Source organism: Paenibacillus sp. Mc5Re-14 (assembly GCF_001049835.1).
Lineage (GTDB): Bacteria > Bacillota > Bacilli > Paenibacillales > Paenibacillaceae > Paenibacillus > Paenibacillus polymyxa_C.
On record NZ_CVPD01000001.1, the window covers coordinates 5,521,484 to 5,543,396 of the forward strand.

Sequence of the window (21,913 nt, forward strand, 5' to 3'; positions counted from 1 at the left end):
TGCAAGAAAAAAAACTTGTAACCGTAGTCGAGAGGCTACGCTGAACTGGCAGGAGTCAGCAGAAGCCATAGTACATAAACTGTTGCAACAGCTTATGGAAGGGCTGAACCGAAAGGAGAGAGGAAACCGATGCGTTCGTATGAAGAGCAGCGACAGCAGAATATCTCGCAAGAGAGCTTGCGGCAAAGAGAAGCGGTGAAGCCGCCAGGGTATGCCGGAGCGCCGAGTTCTTCGTCGGCACAAGTCGCCCCTTCCTCTCGCGAAGCAGAGAACAACTTGCTGGAGCGAATGCTCGAAGGAGATAACCTCAGGCTCGCTTACAAACGGGTGATGCAAAACGGAGGAGCTCCTGGTGTGGACAATGTAACGGTAGCGAATCTACAAGCTTATTTGAATACGCACTGGGAATCGGTGAAAGCCGAACTCCTGGCGGGTACCTATAGACCTGCGCCAGTCAAACGGGTGGAAATCCCCAAACCCGGAGGCGGTGTGCGGCTGCTAGGCATTCCGACCGTCATGGACCGTTTTCTCCAGCAAGCTCTTTTACAAGTCATGAACCCGATTTTTGACGCGTACTTCTCGTGGTATAGCTACGGTTTCCGACCAGGGAAGAGCGCGCATGATGCGGTTAGACAAGCCCAAAGATATATCCAAAGTGGCCTGAGGTGGGTCGTAGACCTTGATCTGGAGAAATTCTTTGACCAGGTGAATCACGACATGCTGATGGCAAGAGTGGCGCGGAAAGTGACGGACAAGCGTGTGCTGATACTCATTCGTGCTTACTTAAACGCCGGAGTCATGGTGGATGGAAAGCTGGAGCGTAGCCGGGAAGGAACGCCGCAAGGCGGTCCGCTCAGTCCGCTTTTGGCAAACATTCTACTGGACGATTTGGACAAAGAATTGACCGGACGAGGCCTGCGATTCGTACGCTATGCGGACGACTGTAATATCTTTGTGGGGAGTAAGCGAGCAGGCGAACGGGTCATGGAATCGGTGAGCCGATTTGTAGAAGGAAAGCTAAAACTGAAAGTGAACCGGGAGAAAAGTGCGGTGGCCAGGCCGTGGCACCGGAAGTTCTTAGGATTCAGTTTCCTGAGCCAGAAACAGGCGACCATTCGATTAGCACCAAAGACAATCTCACGATTCAAGGAAAGAATTCGTGAACTGACGAATCGAACCTGGTCCATTTCCATGGAAGAACGGATTAGCCGTATAAACCGCTACCTGATGGGGTGGCTTGGCTATTTCCGTCTAGCGTCGGCAAAGACGCACTTCCAAATACTGGACCAATGGATTCGGAGAAGATTCCGAATGTGCCTGTGGAAGCAATGGAAACGAGTACGCACACGAATCCGCGAACTTCGGGTACTTGGGGTACCAGAGTGGGCTTGTTTTAGGATGGCTAACTCGCGGCGAGGCGCATGGGAAATGTCCCGGAACACGAATAATGCCCTTCCCACTTCCTACTGGGAAGCGAAAGGGCTGAAAAGTTTGCTTTCACGTTATCTGGAACTTTGTTAACCTTTTGGCACCGCCGTATGCGGACCCGCATGTACGGTGGTGTGAGAGGACGGGGGCTTGCCGCCCCCTCCTACTCGATTAGTGCATATTTCGTTGCTTGTTAAGTAGATCGATACTTCAAGTGATGTACAGTTGTTGGCGTAGGTGACGTAACGTTATTTCCTTAGCTATTCAATGATAATCCATATAAGTAATTTTAAAAAAAAATCAATTTGGTCAAAACTTTGATAAGCTACCTTAATCCCGTTTAGAGATCTGCTCAGAGTCGTAGACATCCATTAAAATGACGCGCGCTCGATCCCATTACCTCCATCTTTCCTTACCATCAGGATGAGATAATCTCCTCTCGCCGAGAAATACTTTGCTGAACTACCCAAGTATTCGTAATATCTCAATCCTTTTCTACGTTAGCAACAGAACATCTACAAAAAAAACAACTAGCTATAACCAGTTGTTGTACGTTTTTAAGTCACAAAATATTCTATTAGATTTATCACTCAGTTTAGTGGCTCGTTTACTTGTCACTTTGATAAAAATCGATAATTTGTTTCGAACTTTAGCGGGACAATTAGGAGTAATATGAGAGAATTACTATCTGATCAATTCATTTGAGCAAAGGAGAAGAACTAGACCATTCAAATGATTTTTTTGCTCTCTGATATGCGTTGTGGTTCTACTTTATTTAGATACTTCTCTGCCAAGTGGTCACGGGCGTAGCAAACTCATAATTTCCAAAATAAGTGAACAACTCTTTATTACGCCAAGGGTTAACTCTGTAGCAATACAATTGATGGTTTCAACTGAATTGCTATTCAAAGATCTCTTTATAAATATTAATCATCTTACGAATATTTTGGGTTTCTTGTGTCATGAGTTTCGAAATAAAGATGTGTATTAGCTCATTTTTATCTGTATTTTTTTCAATAGGATTGTCACCAAAATAAAAAAACTCAGAAGGGCTCATATCTAATGCTCTAATCAGCTTTTCAAGTGTTTCAATAGAAATATTCCGCTCCCCTCTCTCTACTCCTCCTATATATGTACTTTGTAACTGAGCACGCTCGCCAAGTTGCTCTTGGGTTAAGCCGCTCAATTTTCTTATTTGCCGAATACGAACCCCAATAAGTTCAGCTAAATCAGTCACTGATACCACCACCTACAATAAGCCTAAATAGATGAGTGAAATCAAAACAGATCATTATACTATAAATACCATTGTAAAAAGAACTTATAAGTTCTATATTTATTTTATTCATCAAACATAATGGAGTGACAATATTATGGACCAAAGAATACCGCAACAAGTTGTTATTGAAAACGTGATCCAGAGCAAGATGCGTGGAAAGGTTATCTATCAAAGTAACGTGCCAGCCACAATAGCGTTAAACCTTACTTTTGTTAAACCTTATGACGATAAGTCAGGAAAAGGATACCAACGCCCAGTAGATCCTAAACGTTGTCATGATTTTGCTTTGTATTTATCCAAAGGCGATGATGCTTTATTCACACCTGTGTTGTTAAATGCTTGTTCTAACTGGGAGTTTAGCGCTTATGACAAACTACGGCCTAATTATGGCCGTCAATTATGTAAAGGGAAGGCTTCTCTTATGGATGGACAGCATCGGCTTGGTGGCATTCAGAGGTATATCCAAGAAACAAACGCAGATATTATGGTTCCTTTCTTAGCGTTTCATTCTCTAGACGAAGATGAGGAGATTCAGTTGTTTGATACCATTAACACTAAAGCCAAAGGGATCGGCCCTTCCCTCAGTAAATACTTAAGGCGTGACTCTGATGAGCTGAGCTGGGTTGCCACCGAATTACTTGTACGCAAAGAAAGTCCGTTTTATAATATTGGCAGTATTATTGGGAAACGAGTTAAAGGTCGTCACATTACCTTGCAGAATCTATATCGTACTCTTCATTTTTTATTTAAAAAGGATGATGTAGCACTAATTTCAAAAGAGGAAAAACTCAATATTGCCCTGCATTATTACAATACATTAAAAGACACGTTCTCTTATGAATGGTTAGATTATGGCGGTCATCGTATAACTCATATAGTTTGTCTAGATGCATTATCTATAGCTGCGGGAATTGTACTAGACAAGTTTCTTTTAATTGAAAAAAAGAAAATTGATTACACGTCACTAGCTCAAGCTGTACAAAAACTAAAGGATATAGATTGGTCTTCAACTGGACACCTTCGATATCTTAAGGGATTGTCTGGATCTAAGTCTTTAGCAACTGAACTTGCAGACATCATGGCTAAATAATTAAAAAGAGCCTGCAGAATTAATGAATCTGCAGTGCTCTTTTGGTTTAATTGATTTTTCTGAGTGATTTCAAAAATATTGACTCGTGACAGACTTTACCATTAATTGAGTATCTACCAAACTTCATTTCGATCCGATCATTAGAAACAACAATTACCTCGCTCATTCTTAATGTCCAATTAGTACACAATGAGCCATTCAAAAAACGTACATTATTTCAACTGAACATTATTAAAAAAAATAATAGTTCTCTGAATTCCTAATGTTGATATTCTAAAATGATTGGTTCTAATTTCTATCTTATCAAGTATACAAAATTTTGTGATCCTTACTTCTCAGTAAATATAGATACATTAGTACCTTTTTATTCTCATTTACAAAATACCATATTTTTGTTTTTAGATAAGTCACTCATAACCAATATCGGAAAAGTGATTTATTATTTCTAATCTATTCGATTTCTCTTGTAGGCTTTCTGTTTTATTCGTCTTTTCTTAACAGAATTATATGGACACAGAAGATGCAATTCCTTTTCTTCTTTTTTTTCTGTCCACCAGTGAAATTCATAACTCTCATTATCTGCCCAGGGTAATTTAGCGATGTAAAATGGAACATCGTTCTGATCGAATGGAATAGTTCCCACTTCAACACGTCTAGTTGCAAAATCCTCTGATTTCTCCAACCAATTCAAAAAATAATGATAGGCAAAGTGAACAATAATTCGATTAAGTCCCCATTTTAGAGATGCCCGACTTTCTAGTGTTATATCTTCGGTTTCTCTTCTAAAGTAGCGATATAGCTCTGAAAGTTGATACGAAAAATAAGGAGGTAAACGTAAATAGGGTCCTTTACTTCGGTCAGGAGTTCTACAATTATCTACTCCTCCAAGAAAAAAAAAATTCTGCAAAGAATGTCGCCAGTTTAAGTATGCATAAGCATAAGGACAAAAAGGTTCATTATTTTTTTCTTCTAAGCTTCTAAAAAAATGTTTAATACAAGTTTTATGATCCGATAATTCTTTCCTAATATGCTTTGCTAACCCGCTAATTGTTATTTCAAATGACTGATTCAGTTCTTTGATGAATTCAAGATACTTCATTTTCCATATATAATCACTATTAATTTTTGGAAAGTACTTTTTAGTATAAATTTGATCTTCGCGCTTCTCTTTTATTCCTCTTATATTTTTAATATATGAGGAGCTAGATACTACGTAATGATTATGTTTATCAAATTCATCAGTTAAAGATTTACATTCATCTTCCTTCTTAATTAAATCGTACACTTTTTCAAGTGCGTTAGGCATTGAAGCCCAATCAAAATTAGGATCAATAAAAAGGCTCGCCAATCGTTCAACTTGAGAATCATTTATATTTATCCATTTTTTCACTACTTCCGATCGTAACTCTTCTATAGAAGTAGGCTTCCAGTCAATTAAGGAATAGTCATTATATGATAGGAAGTTGTATCCACATCTGCAGATAAAGGGGGCTCTAAATTCATTGCGCAGCAACAGATAGGGAATCTTAGAGCTACAAGATGGACACTCGTATTTTAAAGGTGTTAGATGAAATGGGCAGTCGCTTAAAAGGACAAATTGATGAAATATACTATGATAACCCTTTTTAAAGCAATGTTCACAATAAGCAAGTTCTCTCCGAAAAAAAATTGGGCTTTCGAATTTCTTTGGACCGTCAAAGTACCAATCCGGCATTACTCCTACAATGCTCTTCACATACCTTTCATTTGTTGAGATGAGGTCATATTGTAAGCCCTCTAAAAGTTTACTAGGATCAAAAGCATTTAGATTAATTAGATCTCTAATTAGATTACTTGAAGGATTCTTCAAAGCCTTAACCCTCTCATTTCCAAAGAGCTGAAGAATGTCCTTCATATCTGCCTCATTAGCGTGTTTGAACTTTTCAAATAACCCCCATGGAGATTCAAAGGGAGAAATCCAATCTGATCTCCAACAAATCTTAGCATACATAGTTTTATCAACCTTTTTTTCTTCTAATTGAAAAATAGTTGCCATTTTTACCTCACCGATTAAGATAAGACATCCATATATATTTCGTTTTCGATATAACCTGATTTTTGGATAGCTTCTTGCCAGTGTACCTTGGTTAGATAATCTACAGATCTTCCATCCATACCAAATTTTTTTAAAACATACTCAACAGACAAGGTAAAGTATTGCATCGGAATCTCAAACTCACCATGTAAACCATTTTCAGTTCTTAATTCATTGAAAATATCATAAATATCTTTCGTATAATTTTTAAGTCTAAAATTATCTTCAAAGGAGTCAGGAAAATAATATCTTGTGTACGACCAACCACTTCCAATAGGATATTCTGATTCTACGTCGTAACCATCTAAACAGGTTTCTATATCATCCATTTTTTTAATTCCCGAAAATTTATATTCATGCACCATAAATCGTCCAACAATCTGAGCTTTTTTTGCACTTAAAAAAGCCGTTCGTTGATAAATCAGCTCCTCTTGTCCAACCAGAATTACAGTTAAACTAATTCCATCCGCTTCCAACTTATTATAAATATCCATAAGAATCTCATATTGTAATTCCACAAGACTTTGAGCGTCGTCAATAAAGAAAATAATTCGATGTGTTCCAGATGTCTCAGCCTTCTCCTTTAAAAACTTAATTAGTCGCTCTCTTTTCATGATAGTTTTACCTGAATAAGGAATTGCATGGCCTACGCCTATTAATAGTTCTTCTAAGTATTTATTCTCGTTCATTGTCTTGTTTCCTAAGTCACATAATATATGATAGATAGGTAAATTGTCACCGAAGTCATACGGAAGTGCTTGAGATAGATAGCGAATAGCTCTCGATTTTCCTAATCTAGGCCGCCCATATGCCAGCCCACCAGGTGAACGATTTTCTATCCACTGCTTAATTTCTTCATACATCCTTGCGACTTCCTTAGTACCAATAAGATATGTTGTTCTCTCAACTGGGTGGCTTCCCAAAGGAACTAGAGGACGTTCAATAGTATTCATATATCCATCTCCAAATTAGTAGTTGAAAGTCCTTAATGGCTTTGTTATCGTTTCATTTTGTTTACTTATGTTTTTTTCTAATGACGAAAGTTGAGTTGAAGATTGACTATCTTCACTTACAATTTGCTCCGTTACGTCCTCACTTTCTTGAATATCAATCCTCCGTAGCTCTTCTTCTTTAGTTTTTCGTAAAACCTCTGCATGACGATTTCGATAACGTTTGCTCTTTGAACTTTTCTTCTTTATAAATTCGTGATATACAGCAACGGGATTTTGATAAGGAGTAAAAGATATATCTCCATTATCGCGCAATTTGTTTATCGCCTTACGCTCCACTAATGAATGGGGGCTTATCCCCCACTTTCCAGATGCAGTGAGGTAACCAAACTCACTGCCATCAGGCAGAAATGCTCGAATAACTCGTAAATCTTCAGTATTGATGAGCAATGTTAATTCTTTTCCTATTAAAAACGGACTATTAGAAAGAACACTACTTCGATAATCTACACCCTCGTAATGAACAAAAGGACGCCTACCATTCTTCGCATTACCTCGTATTGTTCTATCCAATTGTAAAGAAAAGAAGATGATATCCTTCCTTTTAAAGACTTCTAATGTTCGGGGGAGCATATTTCTTAATTCTATTCTTTGTTTCATCAGTTCAAGAGGCGAAAAATTGTTTATACCTCCATGGCGTGTTCCATTGTAATCTGAGATAAGGACATCAGTGAGTTCTTCCAGGTGATCTAAAGAGATCTCATACCGCTTAGCTGCGCCTTCTGGGTCTCTTCGAATTGGATCATTTGGATGACTTCCAGTTGTACTTATCAAATTATGGAACCCTCGGTTTTCAAGCGTACGAAAAAATCTTTCGATGATTCCTCTAAACTCTGGTACTCCAGCAGGACCGGGATTTATCCTACAATCTATCACATGATACAAGCGATCGCGAACCAATTCAGATAGATTAGCCTTCGCATTGTCACAACTAAATTCATCCCATAAAGCCCATTCTGCTTGTGGTATCACCTCAGAAGGGAACCCACCTGATCCGAGATAGTTTAAGCCATCAATAAGTAATGACCTTTTTGAATACGGCATTACTGCATTCTTAATACATTTAAGGACATCATATTGCGTATACTCTTTATTCAAGCTTAGATGATAGCCAATTATAACTCGAGTGGCTACATCAATAATGACCAGTAACCATACCCGCTCTATTGTATCTGTTACCCAATCCCCTTCAGGAGTTTTGTATGATATTGTAAAAAATGCATCAACTCGATGCCCATCAAATTGAACCCTTTGGTATGGCCGAACTAGCAAGGGAGTTGTTAACTGAGTATTTTTTGAGCTCATTTTTCTTGCATTTCGCGATGCTTCTGGACCATAGAGGCTTGCTGCTGAACCAAAATTTTTAGATTCTATTATTTTAAAGTAACGATATAAAGATCTCTTTCCTTGGTCCGATGTGTTAAACGGATAATCTCTTTCACCTAATCCTTCTTTTTTGCAAAGTTCTAAAAAGTAATAATGAATATCGTTACCTCTCACAAACTGCGGTTCTTTTCGGGACCCTATTTTTCGAAGATAGGCTTTTGTAAGCTTTTCTTTTATTAATGGGTACTCATCCATTAGTTTGGAGAATGCCCCCGTTAATTTTGGAATATGATTATTTCCATCTTTTGCAATGGCAGATGTATGTGACTTTCTTTGATAATTAGAAACTCTCTTTTGTGGTATCAGAGCCCGAAACCCCCAAATAATATCTGTACCATCATCCCACATTAAGCATCTTTTTATAAGACGACGCACTTCCTTTTCATTTATGCCCGTTGCTTCAAATATTTCTTGGTTGGTTAACTTTTGTTGCATGTATAAACTGACTGCAAGTTCACGTATTTTATACAATTCAAGACTAGCTTGATCTAAAGATAACTTATTTACTATAGGCCAATTTGATAAATCAAGATATTTCTCGTGCATTTGGAACATTTCTAATAAGCGTTTTCTGCTCAACGTAAAAACACCTTCGTTTCAGGACCAAGTGGTTTTTGATCAATATTACTTGAAACCAATTCTTGGATAATTAGCATATATAGAGCTTTTTGAAAGTCATATATGTTTGTTTCGTTTAGTAATTGCACTTCGAGATCCATTATGTTAATCAATCCTTTTTTAACATGGTTAATTATTCTATCTTTTAATTTTAGATTTAATGAAGCAATATCATAGTTATAAGGAAGTAGGCGTTTCTTATTTTCCAGGAGTATTGAGTTTGAATAAATATCGCTTTCCATTGTAACTATATGGCTATGATTATTAGACTGTGTCCAAAGTTTCACAGCATTTATTTTTTCAAACATGCCGATATTAAAATTTTCATTATGAGAGTCCAATTGATGGGAGTAGGCAATATTTATAAACTCCTCTTCACTTTTCCTTTTCACCCACATATCGATCAAAGCCGTGTCAGGTCTTCCAAAGTATGAATGATTAATTTCTAAGGGCTTTTCGCAATAGTTTATTACTTGCGGATCCATTTCAATTAATACCCAATGGTCATACTCAAGTTGTCCATATAGCCTAACTTCCCGGTTTAACTTCTTACTAAAAACAAACCATCTATTTACCCCGAGTTTTTTTGAAATAATAGGTTTATACATATGCCCGCCTCATTGTGAAAAATAGTATTAAGAACCTAATTCGTCAAAGTACTTTGCACTCCTCTTTCGAAAAAGAACTATTTTTGTCAAACCAAACTACATAATGTCGATTCAAGCAAAATTATATCTAGCCGTACCACTAAGTAATTCTAAATTTACTGCCGCTCTAAATGTTACAAACTCCTCAAAAGGGAGAAACTTTGTGTCATTTACCTCGAAAGGGAGAAACTTTGTGTCGCAAATTTGTGACACAAAGTTTCTCCTAAAATAAAAAAAAACCTTATAAAATAAGGATTCAGTAAGGGCTACACTTTGTGTCACTGTACAATAACCTTTAATTTATTTTCCAATTCTAAGTGGTTCTTTCTTAGATCTTTGTCTGTAACAACTTCATGTATAATCCCGTTATTATCGCACCAAATTTTCTGTGCCTTTATTTGTTTCAATGTTCGGGAGTTACGCGGATTTTCGGGATTTAACTCGAATTCATATTTAACCTCACAACATTTTACAGTTCCATCTTTCAACTGAATCCACATGTCAAAAATACTTGTATGTAGCTCACCATTAAAAGCATAGCTAATCTTAGGATATTGTTCACAATAAGCTTTGATTGCTTGTTTCTATTTTTTAAATTCGACGTTCCTACTCGACTTCTTAAAGCTGTTTAAAATATTCCCTCTTTATATACACCATAAAATAGATACACTAAAACAACGTTAGACCTATTAACCACTTTCTCAATACGGAAGTGCTTTAATGCTTTATAAAACTTAAAGGCAACTAAATACTGATGTTGCCATGCTGCACTTGACGTGTAGATTTTCCCCACATATAATTAAAGTCAATAAAACATATGAACAGTTGCTCATATGTTAATAAAATAGAAAGCTGGGATATGTATGGCAGGACATGATCATGGACATCGACACAACAATAAAAAAGTTTTGCTGATCTCCTTCATCATCATCACTACTTACATGCTGGTTGAAGCTTTTGGTGGATTTATTACCAATAGTTTAGCTTTGTTCTCGGATGCAGGTCATATGTTATCGGATTCTCTTGCGTTGGCGATCGCTTTGTTCGCGTTTAAGTTTGGAGAGAAAGCTGTCAATAAGGAAAAAACCTTTGGTTACAGGAGATTTGAAATATTGGCTGCAATGCTAAACGGTGTTACTCTGATTGCGATTGCCTTATACATTTTTTACGAAGCGATTGAAAGGTTTATAAATCCTCCAGAAGTAGCTACAGTAGGGATGCTAGTTATTAGTATTGTTGGCCTGTTCATTAATATACTCGTTGCCTGGATTATGATGCGAGGTAGCGATACAGAGCACAACCTGAATATGAGAGGTGCTTATCTGCACGTCCTCAGCGATATGCTGGGATCTGTTGGAGCGATTATTGCCGCTCTTCTGATGATGTTCTTGGGATGGGGTTGGGCAGACCCACTTTCTAGTGTAATTGTCGCAGTACTTGTCCTTCGCAGTGGTTACTTTGTTAGTAAGTCTTCCCTGCATGTGCTTATGGAAGGAACACCCCGTAACATTGATGTAGAGGAAGTCGTACAAGCCATTTCGCAGTTCGAAGGTGTGAAAGCCGTACATGATGTGCATATTTGGTCAATTACTAGCAACTTAAACGCTCTGACTGCGCATATTGTAGTTGATGGAAATAAAACAGTGTATGAAACCGAGGCCCTACTGCATAGTATCGAGCATATGCTGGAGCATAAGAACATTCCTCACTCTACTTTGCAGATCGAGTCCGAACAGCATAGACACGATGAATCCATTTTGTGCACTATAGAGTCAGGTGCGCCGGATGCACATGCACATCATAGCCATTAATAAAAGGAGGACTGTTTGACTTTTTTGGAGCGGCTGAATCCTCGACCGCTCCCCTAAGTACCAATGCACTCCTTGGAAATTTGTTCTGTAGACTAAGATCCAAGTCTGTTAACGCAAAATGGGTCATTCCTTCTTAAATGGAGCGATGGCATTTAGTATAAACCTCATTATTTTCTCAAAAGTCAAATTCATACCTGAATCGAGATAATTCAAGTCTGCCCACCATCACAATAACGGTTTTTCGTACGCATCTTTACCTACGCGATTGCCCTTTGATACGATTCAATCAGTGATTCAAGATGACCTTATTATTTTTAAAATTGTGACTTTTCCGTTCTCTTTACATATTAATAGCACCTGAAGCTATTCCCTCTGACTTTTCCAATCCAAAAAAGAACTGACCGTCGTAGCTTCTTTCTTTTATATGTCCAGTAGTATATAAATAAAGATTAATAAAAATGAGTGGACTTTTTAATCAGTGCCTTTCATAAAATTCTGAGTCAAATGGAGTGAAGCCTCTTTTAGAGTATTAATAAAAATACGTGTCGCAGCACTCAGGTATTTATCTTTCCTGTAGATAATTCCTATATATCGAGCAAGATTAACATTTAAAATGGGAATAATTCTGATACGAGGATGGTTAAGGTACTCTAAGTAAGGTCGCGGTAATATAGTTACCCCTATCCTATCTATAACCATATTAATTAAAGATTGCATGGTTGTAATTTCAAAGACCGGTTCTGGAATAAACCCCACATCTTTACAAGCTTTATTTATAAGCTGTCTTATAAAGTATTGTTCAGGAAGTAAGATGGAAGGTGTTGTTTGCAAGACTTCTATACCTAATTTATCCTGATTCTCTAACGGGTGTCCAACAGGCACTGCAAACGCCATTTCCTCTCTATATAAAGAAATGGTTTCTAATTCATCCCCTTTCATAGGTAAAAAAACAATGCCTATATCCAGCTTATTTTCTAACAGTTGTTTTTTTATATCCCCAGTACGTAATCCAAACACAGATATCTTAACACCAGGATATAGATGATGAAAACTACGTAATGTGGGCGGAATGAGGTAATTTTCAACGGTTAACAAGGTGCCTATAGAAATGGTTCCTCTTTGAAGGCCATTTAGTTCATCTATTGAGGTTTTTGCCTGTTCCAGTTCATGAAAAATGTTACGTGTATACTTTAAGAGTAATTCCCCTGATTCCGTAAGAGCCGTCTTTTTACCCATGCGATCAAATAAAAGTGTGCCAATTTCATGTTCTAACAAACGAATTTGTTGACTTAAAGAAGGTTGAGAAATCCCTACCTTTTCTGCTGCTCTTGTAAAATGTAGCTCTTGGCACACAGCGTAAAAATATTCAAGTTGTCTTAACTCCATTCTTAAGCCTCCTGATTTAAACGGTAATAGTTCCTACCTTTGCATTTTGCAAGTTCATTAACATGAATTTCAATAGGAATACTATAAACAATCTTAGATATTACACATTATACCATAGGTTAAACCTATGGTTATTATATAAATAATTGAATTGTACTATTGATTGAACTGTCTTAGACTATTAGTTGCACAGAGATCAAAGTAAAGTCTTTAATCCTAAAAGTATAAATTCTTTAAACTGTGTAAAAATTTTGTGGGGGTGATAAGATGGGTAGTCAAAAAACAGAGATTATCTACTACAGTGAGTTTTTAATAAAGAGTAGGAAGCCTGCCGTTCGAGCATGTTCATGGAAATGGAAAGACATTTATCCATTACTCAATTAATCTGTATCAGAAGGCTTTCTTTAAAGTGGCCGTGGAACATTGTCACTCATTCATAATCATACAGGGGATACGCATGGAACTTCATCAACTATGAAAGTAGTCGTCCAAATTTTTAAACCTGGTGGGCATAATAAAGCTCATCGTCATACTAATGTAGCTCTCAATCTAGTATTTCAGGGCGAAGGTTATAGTATCGTGGATGGAGAAAAGATTGAATTGAAAAAAGGTGACCTATTCTTAGCTCCTCCTTGCTCTGCTCATGAGCATTGCAACACTTAACAAACAGAGGATGCTATTATTTACACGTTTCAAAATGTACCGGTTCTTACTTCAATGGGCACTTGGTTTTTAGAGAAACCGGTGGGTAGTACACCTCGTCACATAGTCAAACCAGATACACAAACAAAGAATAACTAGAAAAGATTAGTTAATACTTTTGGCCTGAAGAATGTAACCAAACTTTAAACAACATGAACATAGAACAATTTAGTCATTCAAATATACCTTTTAAAAATTATCTGAAAGGATTTAGTATTTGACCTTATGTACAAATTAGTTCTTGTAATGTATATACACTGGAGGATATAACTGATGAAAAATTTTAATGTTGCTATTCCAACTCCCTTTCGTGATGATGAGAGCTTATATTTAGAAGGATTCAATCCTATTGTTAAATATTTAACAGATAACGGGATAGATTCACTACTTGTGTCTGCTACGACAGGCGAACAAAATTCAATGAGCATTGAAGAGCGTATCCATATTATTGATTATTTTAATCAACAAAAATTTGAAAATGTTGAACTGATGTTTGGCGTATCAGCTACAACAACAAGAAATGCAATAAAACTGGTTAAAAAGCTTGAGGAATCTGTTTTTGATTCTATTCTAATTCAGTTTCCACCTTACATTCAGCCGACACAACAACAAGCTATTTCTTATATCAATGAGCTGCTACAACATACTACCAAAAACGTTGTCCTTTATAATAATCCTTTCCGAACAGGATTTGAGCTAAGTGCTGAATCATTAAAGACTGTTATTAACCAGAAGTACTCTAACCTTGTAGGACTTAAAGAAGAGAGTGATGCCAAACGTCACCATAATACTGACTTACCAGATGATTTCATCATGTTCGCTGGTGGAGATGTAAATCTTATAGAAAAGATAATGAATGGATGTAATGGACTTTCTAGTATGGTAGGAAATGTTTACCCACAAGAAATCAAACAAATTTTTAATGACTTATTAATGAATAAACCAGTAGACCTTTGGAAGATAAAACAATTAATTGATAAAGTTACAAGTGGTCAAGCCATCATAAACATAAAAAATCACTATAATTCTTTAGGTATAAAAGTAGGGGCTTGTCGTTCTCCTATTAACTAACGGGAGAAGTCCAAAAATTCGCTTAATTTAATTAAAATGTTTAAAAGTAACCGTCAGTAGAAAACAACATTTTATTATGTTCTCTGCTTTACGGTTACTATTGTGGAACAATATAGAAGTTTGGCAATCCAAACAATAAATGAATTGATTACCTAATTTAGAAAAGCTTTAGTATTAAATGCGGAGGATCTATAGCGATCATGGGTATTTCACAAAAAACCAATCAACTAGGACAACCGAAACCGGATCTAAAGCCTAGAATAGGATTACTTATTATAGGTATCATCCTAATGGGAGCCAATCTCAGAGCACCACTAACATCAGTGGGTCCACTAATAAATTCTATACGTGACAGTTTAGGCATATCTAATATACTAGCAGGGACAATAACTACAGTACCTTTACTTACTTTTGCATTCTTATCCCCTTTTGCCCCTAAGTTAGCTCAACGTTTTAGTACGGAGTTTATCCTATTTATTTCTTTAATCTTATTAACCATTGGATTTGGAATACGTTCTTTTGGTGGTGTAATAACCTTATTTATAGGAACAATCTTAATTGGTTCATGTATTGCCATTGGTAATGTATTACTCCCCAGTCTCATTAAACATAACTTTGCACAAAATGTAGGAATGATAACAGGGATTTATATAGTCTCTATGAATTTATGTGGAGCTATTGGATCCGGTATAAGTATCCCCATCTCCTCATTATCAGGGTTAGGATGGTCAGGAGGTCTCGGATGCTGGGGAATCTTATCTCTTCTAACACTTTTCTTTTGGTTACCACTAATACAAAATCAACATAAATCTATTAGATTTGTACAAACTAAAAAGAAAGTTAAATCTATAAACTTATGGCATTCTAAACTAGCATGGAATGTCACGTTATTTATGGGTTTTCAATCCTTAATCTTTTATACCATGATAACGTGGCTTCCTGAAATTCTTGAACAAAAAGGGCTGAACACTCATGAAGCTGGCTGGATGTTGTCTTTAATGCAATTTGCTATGCTTCCTACTACGTTTATTGTCTCTATTTTAGCTGGACGTTTAAAGAAGCAGCATTCATTAGTACTGGTTTCAGTCGTCTTGCTTATTGGAGGGGTATTCGGTATCTTACACGGAAGCACGATCCTTATTCCAATATGGATAATCATGGTTGGAATTGGAGTGGGATTTGCCTTTAGTTTAGCTATGATGTTTTTTAGTTTACGTACTCAAGATACGAATGAGGCAGCAGAATTATCCGGCATGGCTCAATCATTAGGTTATCTTTTGTCTGCTATCGGCCCTGTCTTATTTGGATGGTTACATGATGTGACACATAATTGGAATACTTCCTTACTGATGTTAGTTTTAACTTCTGTTATTATCTTTATCACGGGTATAGGCGCAGGAAAAAATGAATATGTAGCATAGGATACCAGTCAGTAAACAAGAATACTTGGTTTTTAACCCAGTCTCAAAAACATTTGTTTTTGGGACTTTTTTGTAATTGGTATTAATATATAAAGGGGAATGGATAGTTGAAAACAAGAGAACTTCTTACCGACTGTCGCTATTTTATTGAACTAACGTTTCCCGTGAGTTGGACAAGATTATTAGAACTGAATGCTAATCCGTTGAATTTATGAATCCCAGTTCCAAATTTGGCGAGATCATTTCTTTATTTCCTGGGATCTTTCGAATTGATCCACTTAATCATTAAGCTCCCTGGAAATGATTTAGTTTCCTCACTCAAGCTCATGGAAGCGCTGCATGCTATTGTGCCGAACGGTACGACATATTTCTTGCAAATTACAATTAATATCTATTTTACACAACTAAGATAAGCCGTCCCCGACCCTCAGCCTCCAGTCATTACATCGTATGGTAGTACCAACAGGGTATTCAAAATCACATTCACCAATAAGAAGAAGCCAAGCTTGCGACAAATGACATTAGAAGCAGGATTGCAAAAAGCATGAATGAATTCATGTTTCTTTTCAGAATGGATAGAAGCTATGGCTTTCGCTGTTGCTTCTGTGGCTATTCCTCTGCCGATGTGTCTATGGCTTAAACCTATACTTACAATCAAATATATATATATTGTGACACAATATATAAAATCCTTATTAAATAAAGACTAAATAATAATTTAATCAAACTAAAAGAGATACGGGTTTTGTGAAGATGTCTTAGAAAACCCGCATAGCAACGTAGATTCTTCATGATATAAATCAGGTAAAATTCATCAATCTCACTGTATTTATCCCTGAGGCTAGACTTAGGGAAGATTTGTGTCACTACAATTACTTAGTCCATATTCTCCCCATTTTTATCCAATGACAAAAATGTTCCTACATTAATGACGCAAAGTTACCTAAATAGGTTCACCGATTTCACATTGATCCTTGAAGTCCATTTGTTCATTTTAATTGCCTTGTAGCTGGCTGCCAGGATATTGTTAAGTATCTTTTGAAACAAAAAAAAGAACGACTACTTACTGGAAGCCGTATAAACCGTGCTAAACAGTTATTCTATTATTAACTCACCCTTAATTCTATACTTCACCTTATTATTAGAATGCTCTTCTTCCCTCTTCGCCATATGTATCTCAGGTTCAATCAAAAACTCTTCTGTACATAACTTACTTTCATTATTCGGATCTTTGTACACCAATATGATATTCAAACTGAATAAATCCAAGTTTTCATTAAAGGCCTTTATGTTCAATAAGTATATGTACCATCTAGGAAGATGTATTTTTATACCGTGTTTTTCTGCGCCAACAGGGTGAATCGTTCCCAATTCCTCAAGATGAAAACTGATTTCATGTTTGATAATTTCTGCTTTATTAAATGAAATAACGACTTTTTCTTCTTCCTCAGAAAGATAAAATGAATGATTATCATCATCATTGAAAGCGGTATGATCTTTCATAAAATCATTTAATTCATCAAAATCAACCGCAATCTCAACCATGACATTTTCTGCTGGGATATTTCCATGATTATAAACTTCTAGATAAACACTAGATTTATCGTCTTGAAACGATGATTCCTCCACACCACTTCCCCAGTCCTGAAAGAGTGATTGATGGAGTTCAACTTCAAATGTTTTAGACGGTATGGCTAAGTTTACTTTTCTACTATTCTTCTGTTCGTCACTCGCCGTTTGATGACTCTTTTTCAATCGAAGCACAGCAAACACAGAAATGAATGTCGCTAATACTACTCCACCAATAGAAATGATTAGTACCAATAGTTGTATCTTCACCGATTTGTCCTCCGTTCCTATTTTCTTCATTATACACTATCCACTTATTCACTATATCTATGAATGGTGTCTAACTGCTAAAGCCCTATGTTTGATCACACAAAGATAACGTTAATGTTGCATAAAAAAGAACCCACGTTTTCATGGGTTTTAATCAGTCCATTATAAGAAAATCCGTCATAAGGTAAGCAGGCTCTCCTTGTTCACCTAGCATCCAAAAGCTTACATCACTTTCTCATGACCTCTTATCTACGAATTTCGCAAATTTCTTTCAAATGTAAAGTATTTGTGAAAAAATTGACTATCCTGCCCTTTAGTTTAATAAAATTGACTTTTGATGCCCATAATAAGAACGTGCATCACTAATCCTTTCTGCTCTTCTGCATTACAGGTAAATAAGCTCTTCACTACAAATCCAGACGACTAAACTCCCAACCTAACTTTCCTCATCTCTTTTTGTCGTCTCACTCTGCTTTTCTTTTTCTACCGTTCTCGTCACTCGCAGACCGAGAAGATACAAACTCAGTATCCTCAGGGTTATGTGTCCCCCTCTGTTCTATTTCTAATGCCTACAGTTTTTTGGTGTTTGTATATCCAATGTCACTGGATCATTTCAAACGGACAAAATGTATTTCTCCAAGCCTATTTTCAAACCGTCTTCATCATTACTTGATGTGACCCAGTCGGCAATTTTCTTAACTTCCTCTGGCGCATTCCCCATTGCAATTCCTAGGCCTGCGTACAAAATCATATCCATGTCATTATAGTTGTCTCCAATGGCCATCGATTCACGATAAGTAATATTAAATATCCCCTCGAGTTCCTGAATGGCATACGATTTGGACACCATCTCATCCATAATTTCCAGATAGGTTCCCTTGGATTTATAGACACTGATACCAGTAACTTCATTTTTGATTTGTTGTACAAGCCGCTCAACGTCTTCGGGAGGTCCCATGCATAAAATTTTGTGAGTATCATGATCTTCTTCTATATATGAGGAAAGCACCCTCTGTATGGGAGAGCCATTAATAATTCCCGCTTCCTGAATTACCCAAGGATTTTGAGTGTTATCAACGATCCACTGGTCATAGCCATATAAGTTAAAACTAATAGAAGGATAATGATCCGATACAATATCGTATATTTGTTTAATGCTCTTTTTCGATAAACAGATGCTATGGAGGATTTCCCTATTACAGCCCAATATTAGACCACCGCTATAACAAATGACGGGAGCGTTAATATTGAGCTCTTGCTGAAGAGGAAAAATGCTGCTTGGCATTCTCGCTGAAACGAGTACAAAAGGGATATTTCCTCCCACAACCTTTTGGATTGTATTTTTGGTGTCGAATGTAATTTGATGTTTTGAATTTAACAACGTCCCGTCAATATCGCTAAAGATTGCTTGTATCATGGCCCATGCTCCCTTGCGATTTTTATCACTTTTCTTCCTCAAGCACCTTGATAACTTCTACTCCGCTATCCTGCAACATCAGCAATGAATGCTTCGGGGCATCCTGATTTGTAATTAGAATATCAATTTCGGAAAAATTCAGACCTTTAAACGGGCTTGTTAAATTAAATTTTTTGAAATCGGCAAGTAAAAATACTTCTCTGGCACGCCTCGATACCAGCTTTTTAACTAAAGCATCATCACGGTTCGCAAAATACACTCCGTCTTCCATAATGGCGGCAGCTCCTAAAAAAGCTTTGTCAAAAAAAACATCGTTCAACTGCATAGCCGTGTCGTAGTCATAAAAAAAACGGTTTTCATGATTAAATTTGCCCCCGAGCAAATTTATGTTAATTTCACTTTTTGCTGATAAAGCTTCTGCATTATCCAACGAGTGTGTGTAAACCGTCAGATTCTTGTCCAATTGCCCACAGAGCAGTTGAATGGTAGTCGATACATCCATGAAGCATACATCTCCGTCAGCGATATACTCAGAAGCTGCTTTTGCAATAAGCATCTTTTGCTTTGTTGCTGAGGTTACACGTTCCTTGTAGGCTCTTATTTCTTCTTTTAATAAGGGTAAGGCAATACCTCCATGGGTTCTGATAACCCCCCCTTCATGAACAAGCTTAATAATATCCCTTCTTGCCGTATCTCTCGAGATGTTCAATAAATCGCAGATTTCCGAATTTGATAATTGGTTACGGCTTTGGAGATACTCTAAAATTTTCAAAAGTCGTTCCTCTTGGTGAATATAATCCCTCCCCCTTTCCCTATATTCATCATAAGCAATTTAACGCTTTTTGTTAAGTGTTTTTAAGTGTTTTTTCAGAAATTAAGCAAACCGCTTATATTGAGTATTTCACATGATAAGTCCCCGATCCGCATGCACATCGCATTAAGAGTCCAGGGACTTTATTCATTTTGCCTATTTATTGATAAATTCAATCTTTTGACATCTGCAGTGTCGGTTTTTACTTTTCGCAGTTGCATGTTTCTCGCACGTTTAGTTTGAAGTGGATTGATTATAAAATGCTTGCACTCCTCGCGTATTAAAATAGGAAACTAATCCACATCTAATCCTACAACCGGCTCCATAACACACTCCCTAATATTAAAGTTGCGGCCACTCCCACGATGGTTCCCCCATAGCTTCGCTTGTGATACGAGATCCCTGTCTCAACCAGCTCAAACATGGTCATTGAGGGCAGTGAGAGAACTGTTTTCACGACGGGCCCGCCCCAATAAAGTCAACGTTCTCTCGGCTACCGCCATCATATGATGCCTAAGAAAAAAGGCCAACCAGAAATCTCTGATTGATCTAATAACACGAAATAAAGTCCTAGACTGTCGCTATTTTATTGAGCTAACGTTTCCCGTTAGTTTGACAAGATTATTAGAACTGAACACTAAATCCGTTGAATTTATGAATCCCAGTTCCAAATTTGACGAGATCATGTTCCCTCAGAAATTTAACTGCAATTTTTACTTCAACTAAAATTATTGGATTAAGTCCTAATGTATTGTGAGAACCGTATACCATTTTGACGTTGGGTATTCTTGCAATCTTTTCTAATGAATTCACTAAATCAACAGGGTTCGTTGAAGGATAAAAGGCATATATTGGCGCTTCATCATAGAGCAGATCGCCAGTAAATAAATACCCTTTTGTTTCATCGAAAACTGAAATATGACCAGGAGAATGTCCTGGAGTGTTATATATAATTAATACGTCTTCTAAATTATACACTTAGCATTGAAATTTTGCCCGTTAGCTTAATGAAGCATCGTCAGTCTAATACTTTATTTTTCAGTCTAAATCTTTATTTTCTTTTACCCGCCGCGATCTAATAACTAACTCCATTTGCTTATTCGTCAGGGGCTACACTAATCTGCAGTGGGTCGATCTGAAAATCCTCTCCCTCTTGGGAAAATTCTTAAAAAACTTTTCCAATGTTCCCTTGTAAGACAGGTAGGATAATAGAAATTCCAGTCGCTCTCCCCCTGTTAACGCTCTCCTGATCATAGTGTAGCCTTCCTCTCGCAAAAACCTATAGGTTGCAATATGTCGAATGCTGAAGTAAAGTTTTTTTAAGCTCATTTCATATAGGAGGATAACAATGATTTATAGAAACGCTACTGTTGATGATATATCTGCTATAGTGGAATTACAAAAAAAATATCACATTACAACCATTAGTGAAAAAGACAAACCCGATGGCTTCGTAACAACCTTATTTACAGAAGAACAATTTAAGGAATTAATTGAAAAAGAAAATGGAATTACAATTGCATGTCATGGCCAGAAGATTATTGCTTATGTGATGGCTGCCTCATGGAAGTATTGGGCTAAGTGGCCTCTTTTTCAATTTATGATTGACGATTTGAAAGATACAGAATATAAGGGGATTACGCTTTCTACTGAAAACACTTATCAGTATGGGCCAATTTGCATTGATACGGATTACAGGGGGACGGTAGTACTCCGAAAGGTTTTTGATTTTTCCAGAATGCAAATGAGTAAAAAATATCCGATATTGATAACTTTTATAAACCACATCAATCATAGATCTTACGCTGCCCATACCAAAAAGCTTGGTCTTGACGTGATTAAAAGCTTTGATTTCAACAATAATACTTACTATGAATTGGGTTGTTTCACATCAGAATGATTGGATGTAATTGTAATTTTGGA

At 36.8% G+C, this 21,913-nt stretch carries 17 protein-coding genes and 2 pseudogenes; 7 read left to right on the forward strand and 12 right to left on the reverse strand.

All coding sequences use genetic code 11. From position 1 onward, the window contains the following. Positions 1–129: 129 nt before the first annotated feature. The gene (gene ltrA / locus BN1546_RS24820) at positions 130–1,521 is read left to right on the forward strand and encodes a group II intron reverse transcriptase/maturase (RefSeq protein WP_090739085.1); all 1,392 of its coding nucleotides are present in this window, start codon (positions 130–132) and stop codon (positions 1,519–1,521) included. Between the two features lie 808 nt (positions 1,522–2,329). Here ltrA and BN1546_RS24825 read toward each other — a convergent pair. Next, positions 2,330–2,665 (reverse strand): helix-turn-helix domain-containing protein, encoded by a 336-nt coding sequence (locus BN1546_RS24825; RefSeq protein WP_176702358.1) that lies wholly within the window; start codon positions 2,663–2,665, stop codon positions 2,330–2,332. Positions 2,666–2,801: 136 nt separating this feature from the next. Between BN1546_RS24825 and BN1546_RS24830 the strand changes: the two genes are divergently transcribed. Beyond that, positions 2,802–3,797 carry a DGQHR domain-containing protein gene (locus BN1546_RS24830; RefSeq protein WP_090739087.1) on the forward strand — a complete coding sequence of 332 codons (996 nt, stop codon included), beginning with the start codon at positions 2,802–2,804 and terminating at the stop codon, positions 3,795–3,797. A gap of 445 nt (positions 3,798–4,242) precedes the next feature. Here BN1546_RS24830 and BN1546_RS24835 read toward each other — a convergent pair whose 3' ends face one another. The 5 genes from BN1546_RS24835 to BN1546_RS28580 form a co-directional block, all read right to left on the reverse strand. Then, complete coding sequence (locus BN1546_RS24835) at positions 4,243–5,832, reverse strand: hypothetical protein (protein WP_090739088.1); 1,590 nt, start codon at positions 5,830–5,832, stop codon at positions 4,243–4,245. A gap of 14 nt (positions 5,833–5,846) precedes the next feature. Then, entirely contained in the window at positions 5,847–6,824 is a 978-nt protein-coding gene (locus BN1546_RS24840) for an ATP-binding protein (RefSeq protein WP_090739089.1), read from the reverse strand. A gap of 15 nt (positions 6,825–6,839) precedes the next feature. Then, a complete protein-coding gene (locus BN1546_RS24845; RefSeq protein ID WP_090739090.1) occupies positions 6,840–8,846 on the reverse strand; it encodes a DDE-type integrase/transposase/recombinase in 2,007 nt (668 codons plus the stop codon). Beyond that, on the reverse strand, positions 8,843–9,493 hold the full coding sequence (locus BN1546_RS24850; RefSeq protein WP_090739091.1) for a PDDEXK family nuclease: 651 nt from the start codon (positions 9,491–9,493) through the stop codon (positions 8,843–8,845). The genes BN1546_RS24845 and BN1546_RS24850 overlap by 4 nt, the downstream gene beginning before the upstream one ends. A 317-nt stretch (positions 9,494–9,810) precedes the next feature. Next, on the reverse strand, positions 9,811–10,107 hold the full coding sequence (locus tag BN1546_RS28580; protein ID WP_090739092.1) for a TnsA endonuclease N-terminal domain-containing protein: 297 nt from the start codon (positions 10,105–10,107) through the stop codon (positions 9,811–9,813). 288 nt (positions 10,108–10,395) lie between these two features. Between BN1546_RS28580 and BN1546_RS24860 the strand changes: the two genes are divergently transcribed. Further along, entirely contained in the window at positions 10,396–11,343 is a 948-nt protein-coding gene (locus BN1546_RS24860; protein ID WP_090739093.1) for a cation diffusion facilitator family transporter, read from the forward strand. 471 nt (positions 11,344–11,814) lie between these two features. Here the strand turns inward: BN1546_RS24860 and BN1546_RS24865 are convergent, their stop codons facing one another. Beyond that, on the reverse strand, positions 11,815–12,729 hold the full coding sequence (locus BN1546_RS24865; protein ID WP_013371247.1) for a LysR family transcriptional regulator: 915 nt from the start codon (positions 12,727–12,729) through the stop codon (positions 11,815–11,817). 474 nt (positions 12,730–13,203) lie between these two features. On the opposite strand from BN1546_RS24865, the gene BN1546_RS28125 reads away from it, so the two are divergent. The 3 genes from BN1546_RS28125 to BN1546_RS24880 all read left to right on the forward strand — a co-directional run bounded on the left by BN1546_RS28125 (position 13,204) and on the right by BN1546_RS24880 (position 15,923). After that, on the forward strand, positions 13,204–13,392 hold the full coding sequence (locus BN1546_RS28125; RefSeq protein ID WP_165083947.1) for a cupin domain-containing protein: 189 nt from the start codon (positions 13,204–13,206) through the stop codon (positions 13,390–13,392). Between the two features lie 312 nt (positions 13,393–13,704). Beyond that, entirely contained in the window at positions 13,705–14,502 is a 798-nt protein-coding gene (locus tag BN1546_RS24875; RefSeq protein WP_090739094.1) for a dihydrodipicolinate synthase family protein, read from the forward strand. 200 nt (positions 14,503–14,702) lie between these two features. Beyond that, a complete protein-coding gene (locus BN1546_RS24880) occupies positions 14,703–15,923 on the forward strand; it encodes a CynX/NimT family MFS transporter (RefSeq protein ID WP_058712577.1) in 1,221 nt (406 codons plus the stop codon). Between the two features lie 404 nt (positions 15,924–16,327). Here the strand turns inward: BN1546_RS24880 and BN1546_RS28130 are convergent. The 5 genes and pseudogenes from BN1546_RS28130 to BN1546_RS24905 form a co-directional block, all read right to left on the reverse strand. After that, a pseudogene (locus tag BN1546_RS28130) lies at positions 16,328–16,545 on the reverse strand (GNAT family N-acetyltransferase); the annotation flags it as partial. A 473-nt stretch (positions 16,546–17,018) separates the two neighbouring features. Then, positions 17,019–17,762 (reverse strand): hypothetical protein, encoded by a 744-nt coding sequence (locus BN1546_RS24890; RefSeq protein WP_255305545.1) that lies wholly within the window; start codon positions 17,760–17,762, stop codon positions 17,019–17,021. A gap of 613 nt (positions 17,763–18,375) precedes the next feature. Continuing rightward, entirely contained in the window at positions 18,376–19,179 is an 804-nt protein-coding gene (locus BN1546_RS24895) for a Cof-type HAD-IIB family hydrolase (protein WP_049816871.1), read from the reverse strand. A gap of 25 nt (positions 19,180–19,204) precedes the next feature. Then, positions 19,205–19,951 carry a DeoR/GlpR family DNA-binding transcription regulator gene (locus BN1546_RS24900; RefSeq protein ID WP_090739096.1) on the reverse strand — a complete coding sequence of 249 codons (747 nt, stop codon included), beginning with the start codon at positions 19,949–19,951 and terminating at the stop codon, positions 19,205–19,207. A gap of 663 nt (positions 19,952–20,614) precedes the next feature. Continuing rightward, positions 20,615–20,947: pseudogene (locus tag BN1546_RS24905) on the reverse strand (MBL fold metallo-hydrolase); the annotation flags it as partial. A gap of 391 nt (positions 20,948–21,338) precedes the next feature. Between BN1546_RS24905 and BN1546_RS24910 the strand changes: the two are divergent. Continuing rightward, positions 21,339–21,890 (forward strand): GNAT family acetyltransferase, encoded by a 552-nt coding sequence (locus tag BN1546_RS24910; RefSeq protein WP_014599766.1) that lies wholly within the window; start codon positions 21,339–21,341, stop codon positions 21,888–21,890. Positions 21,891–21,913: the final 23 nt, after the last annotated feature.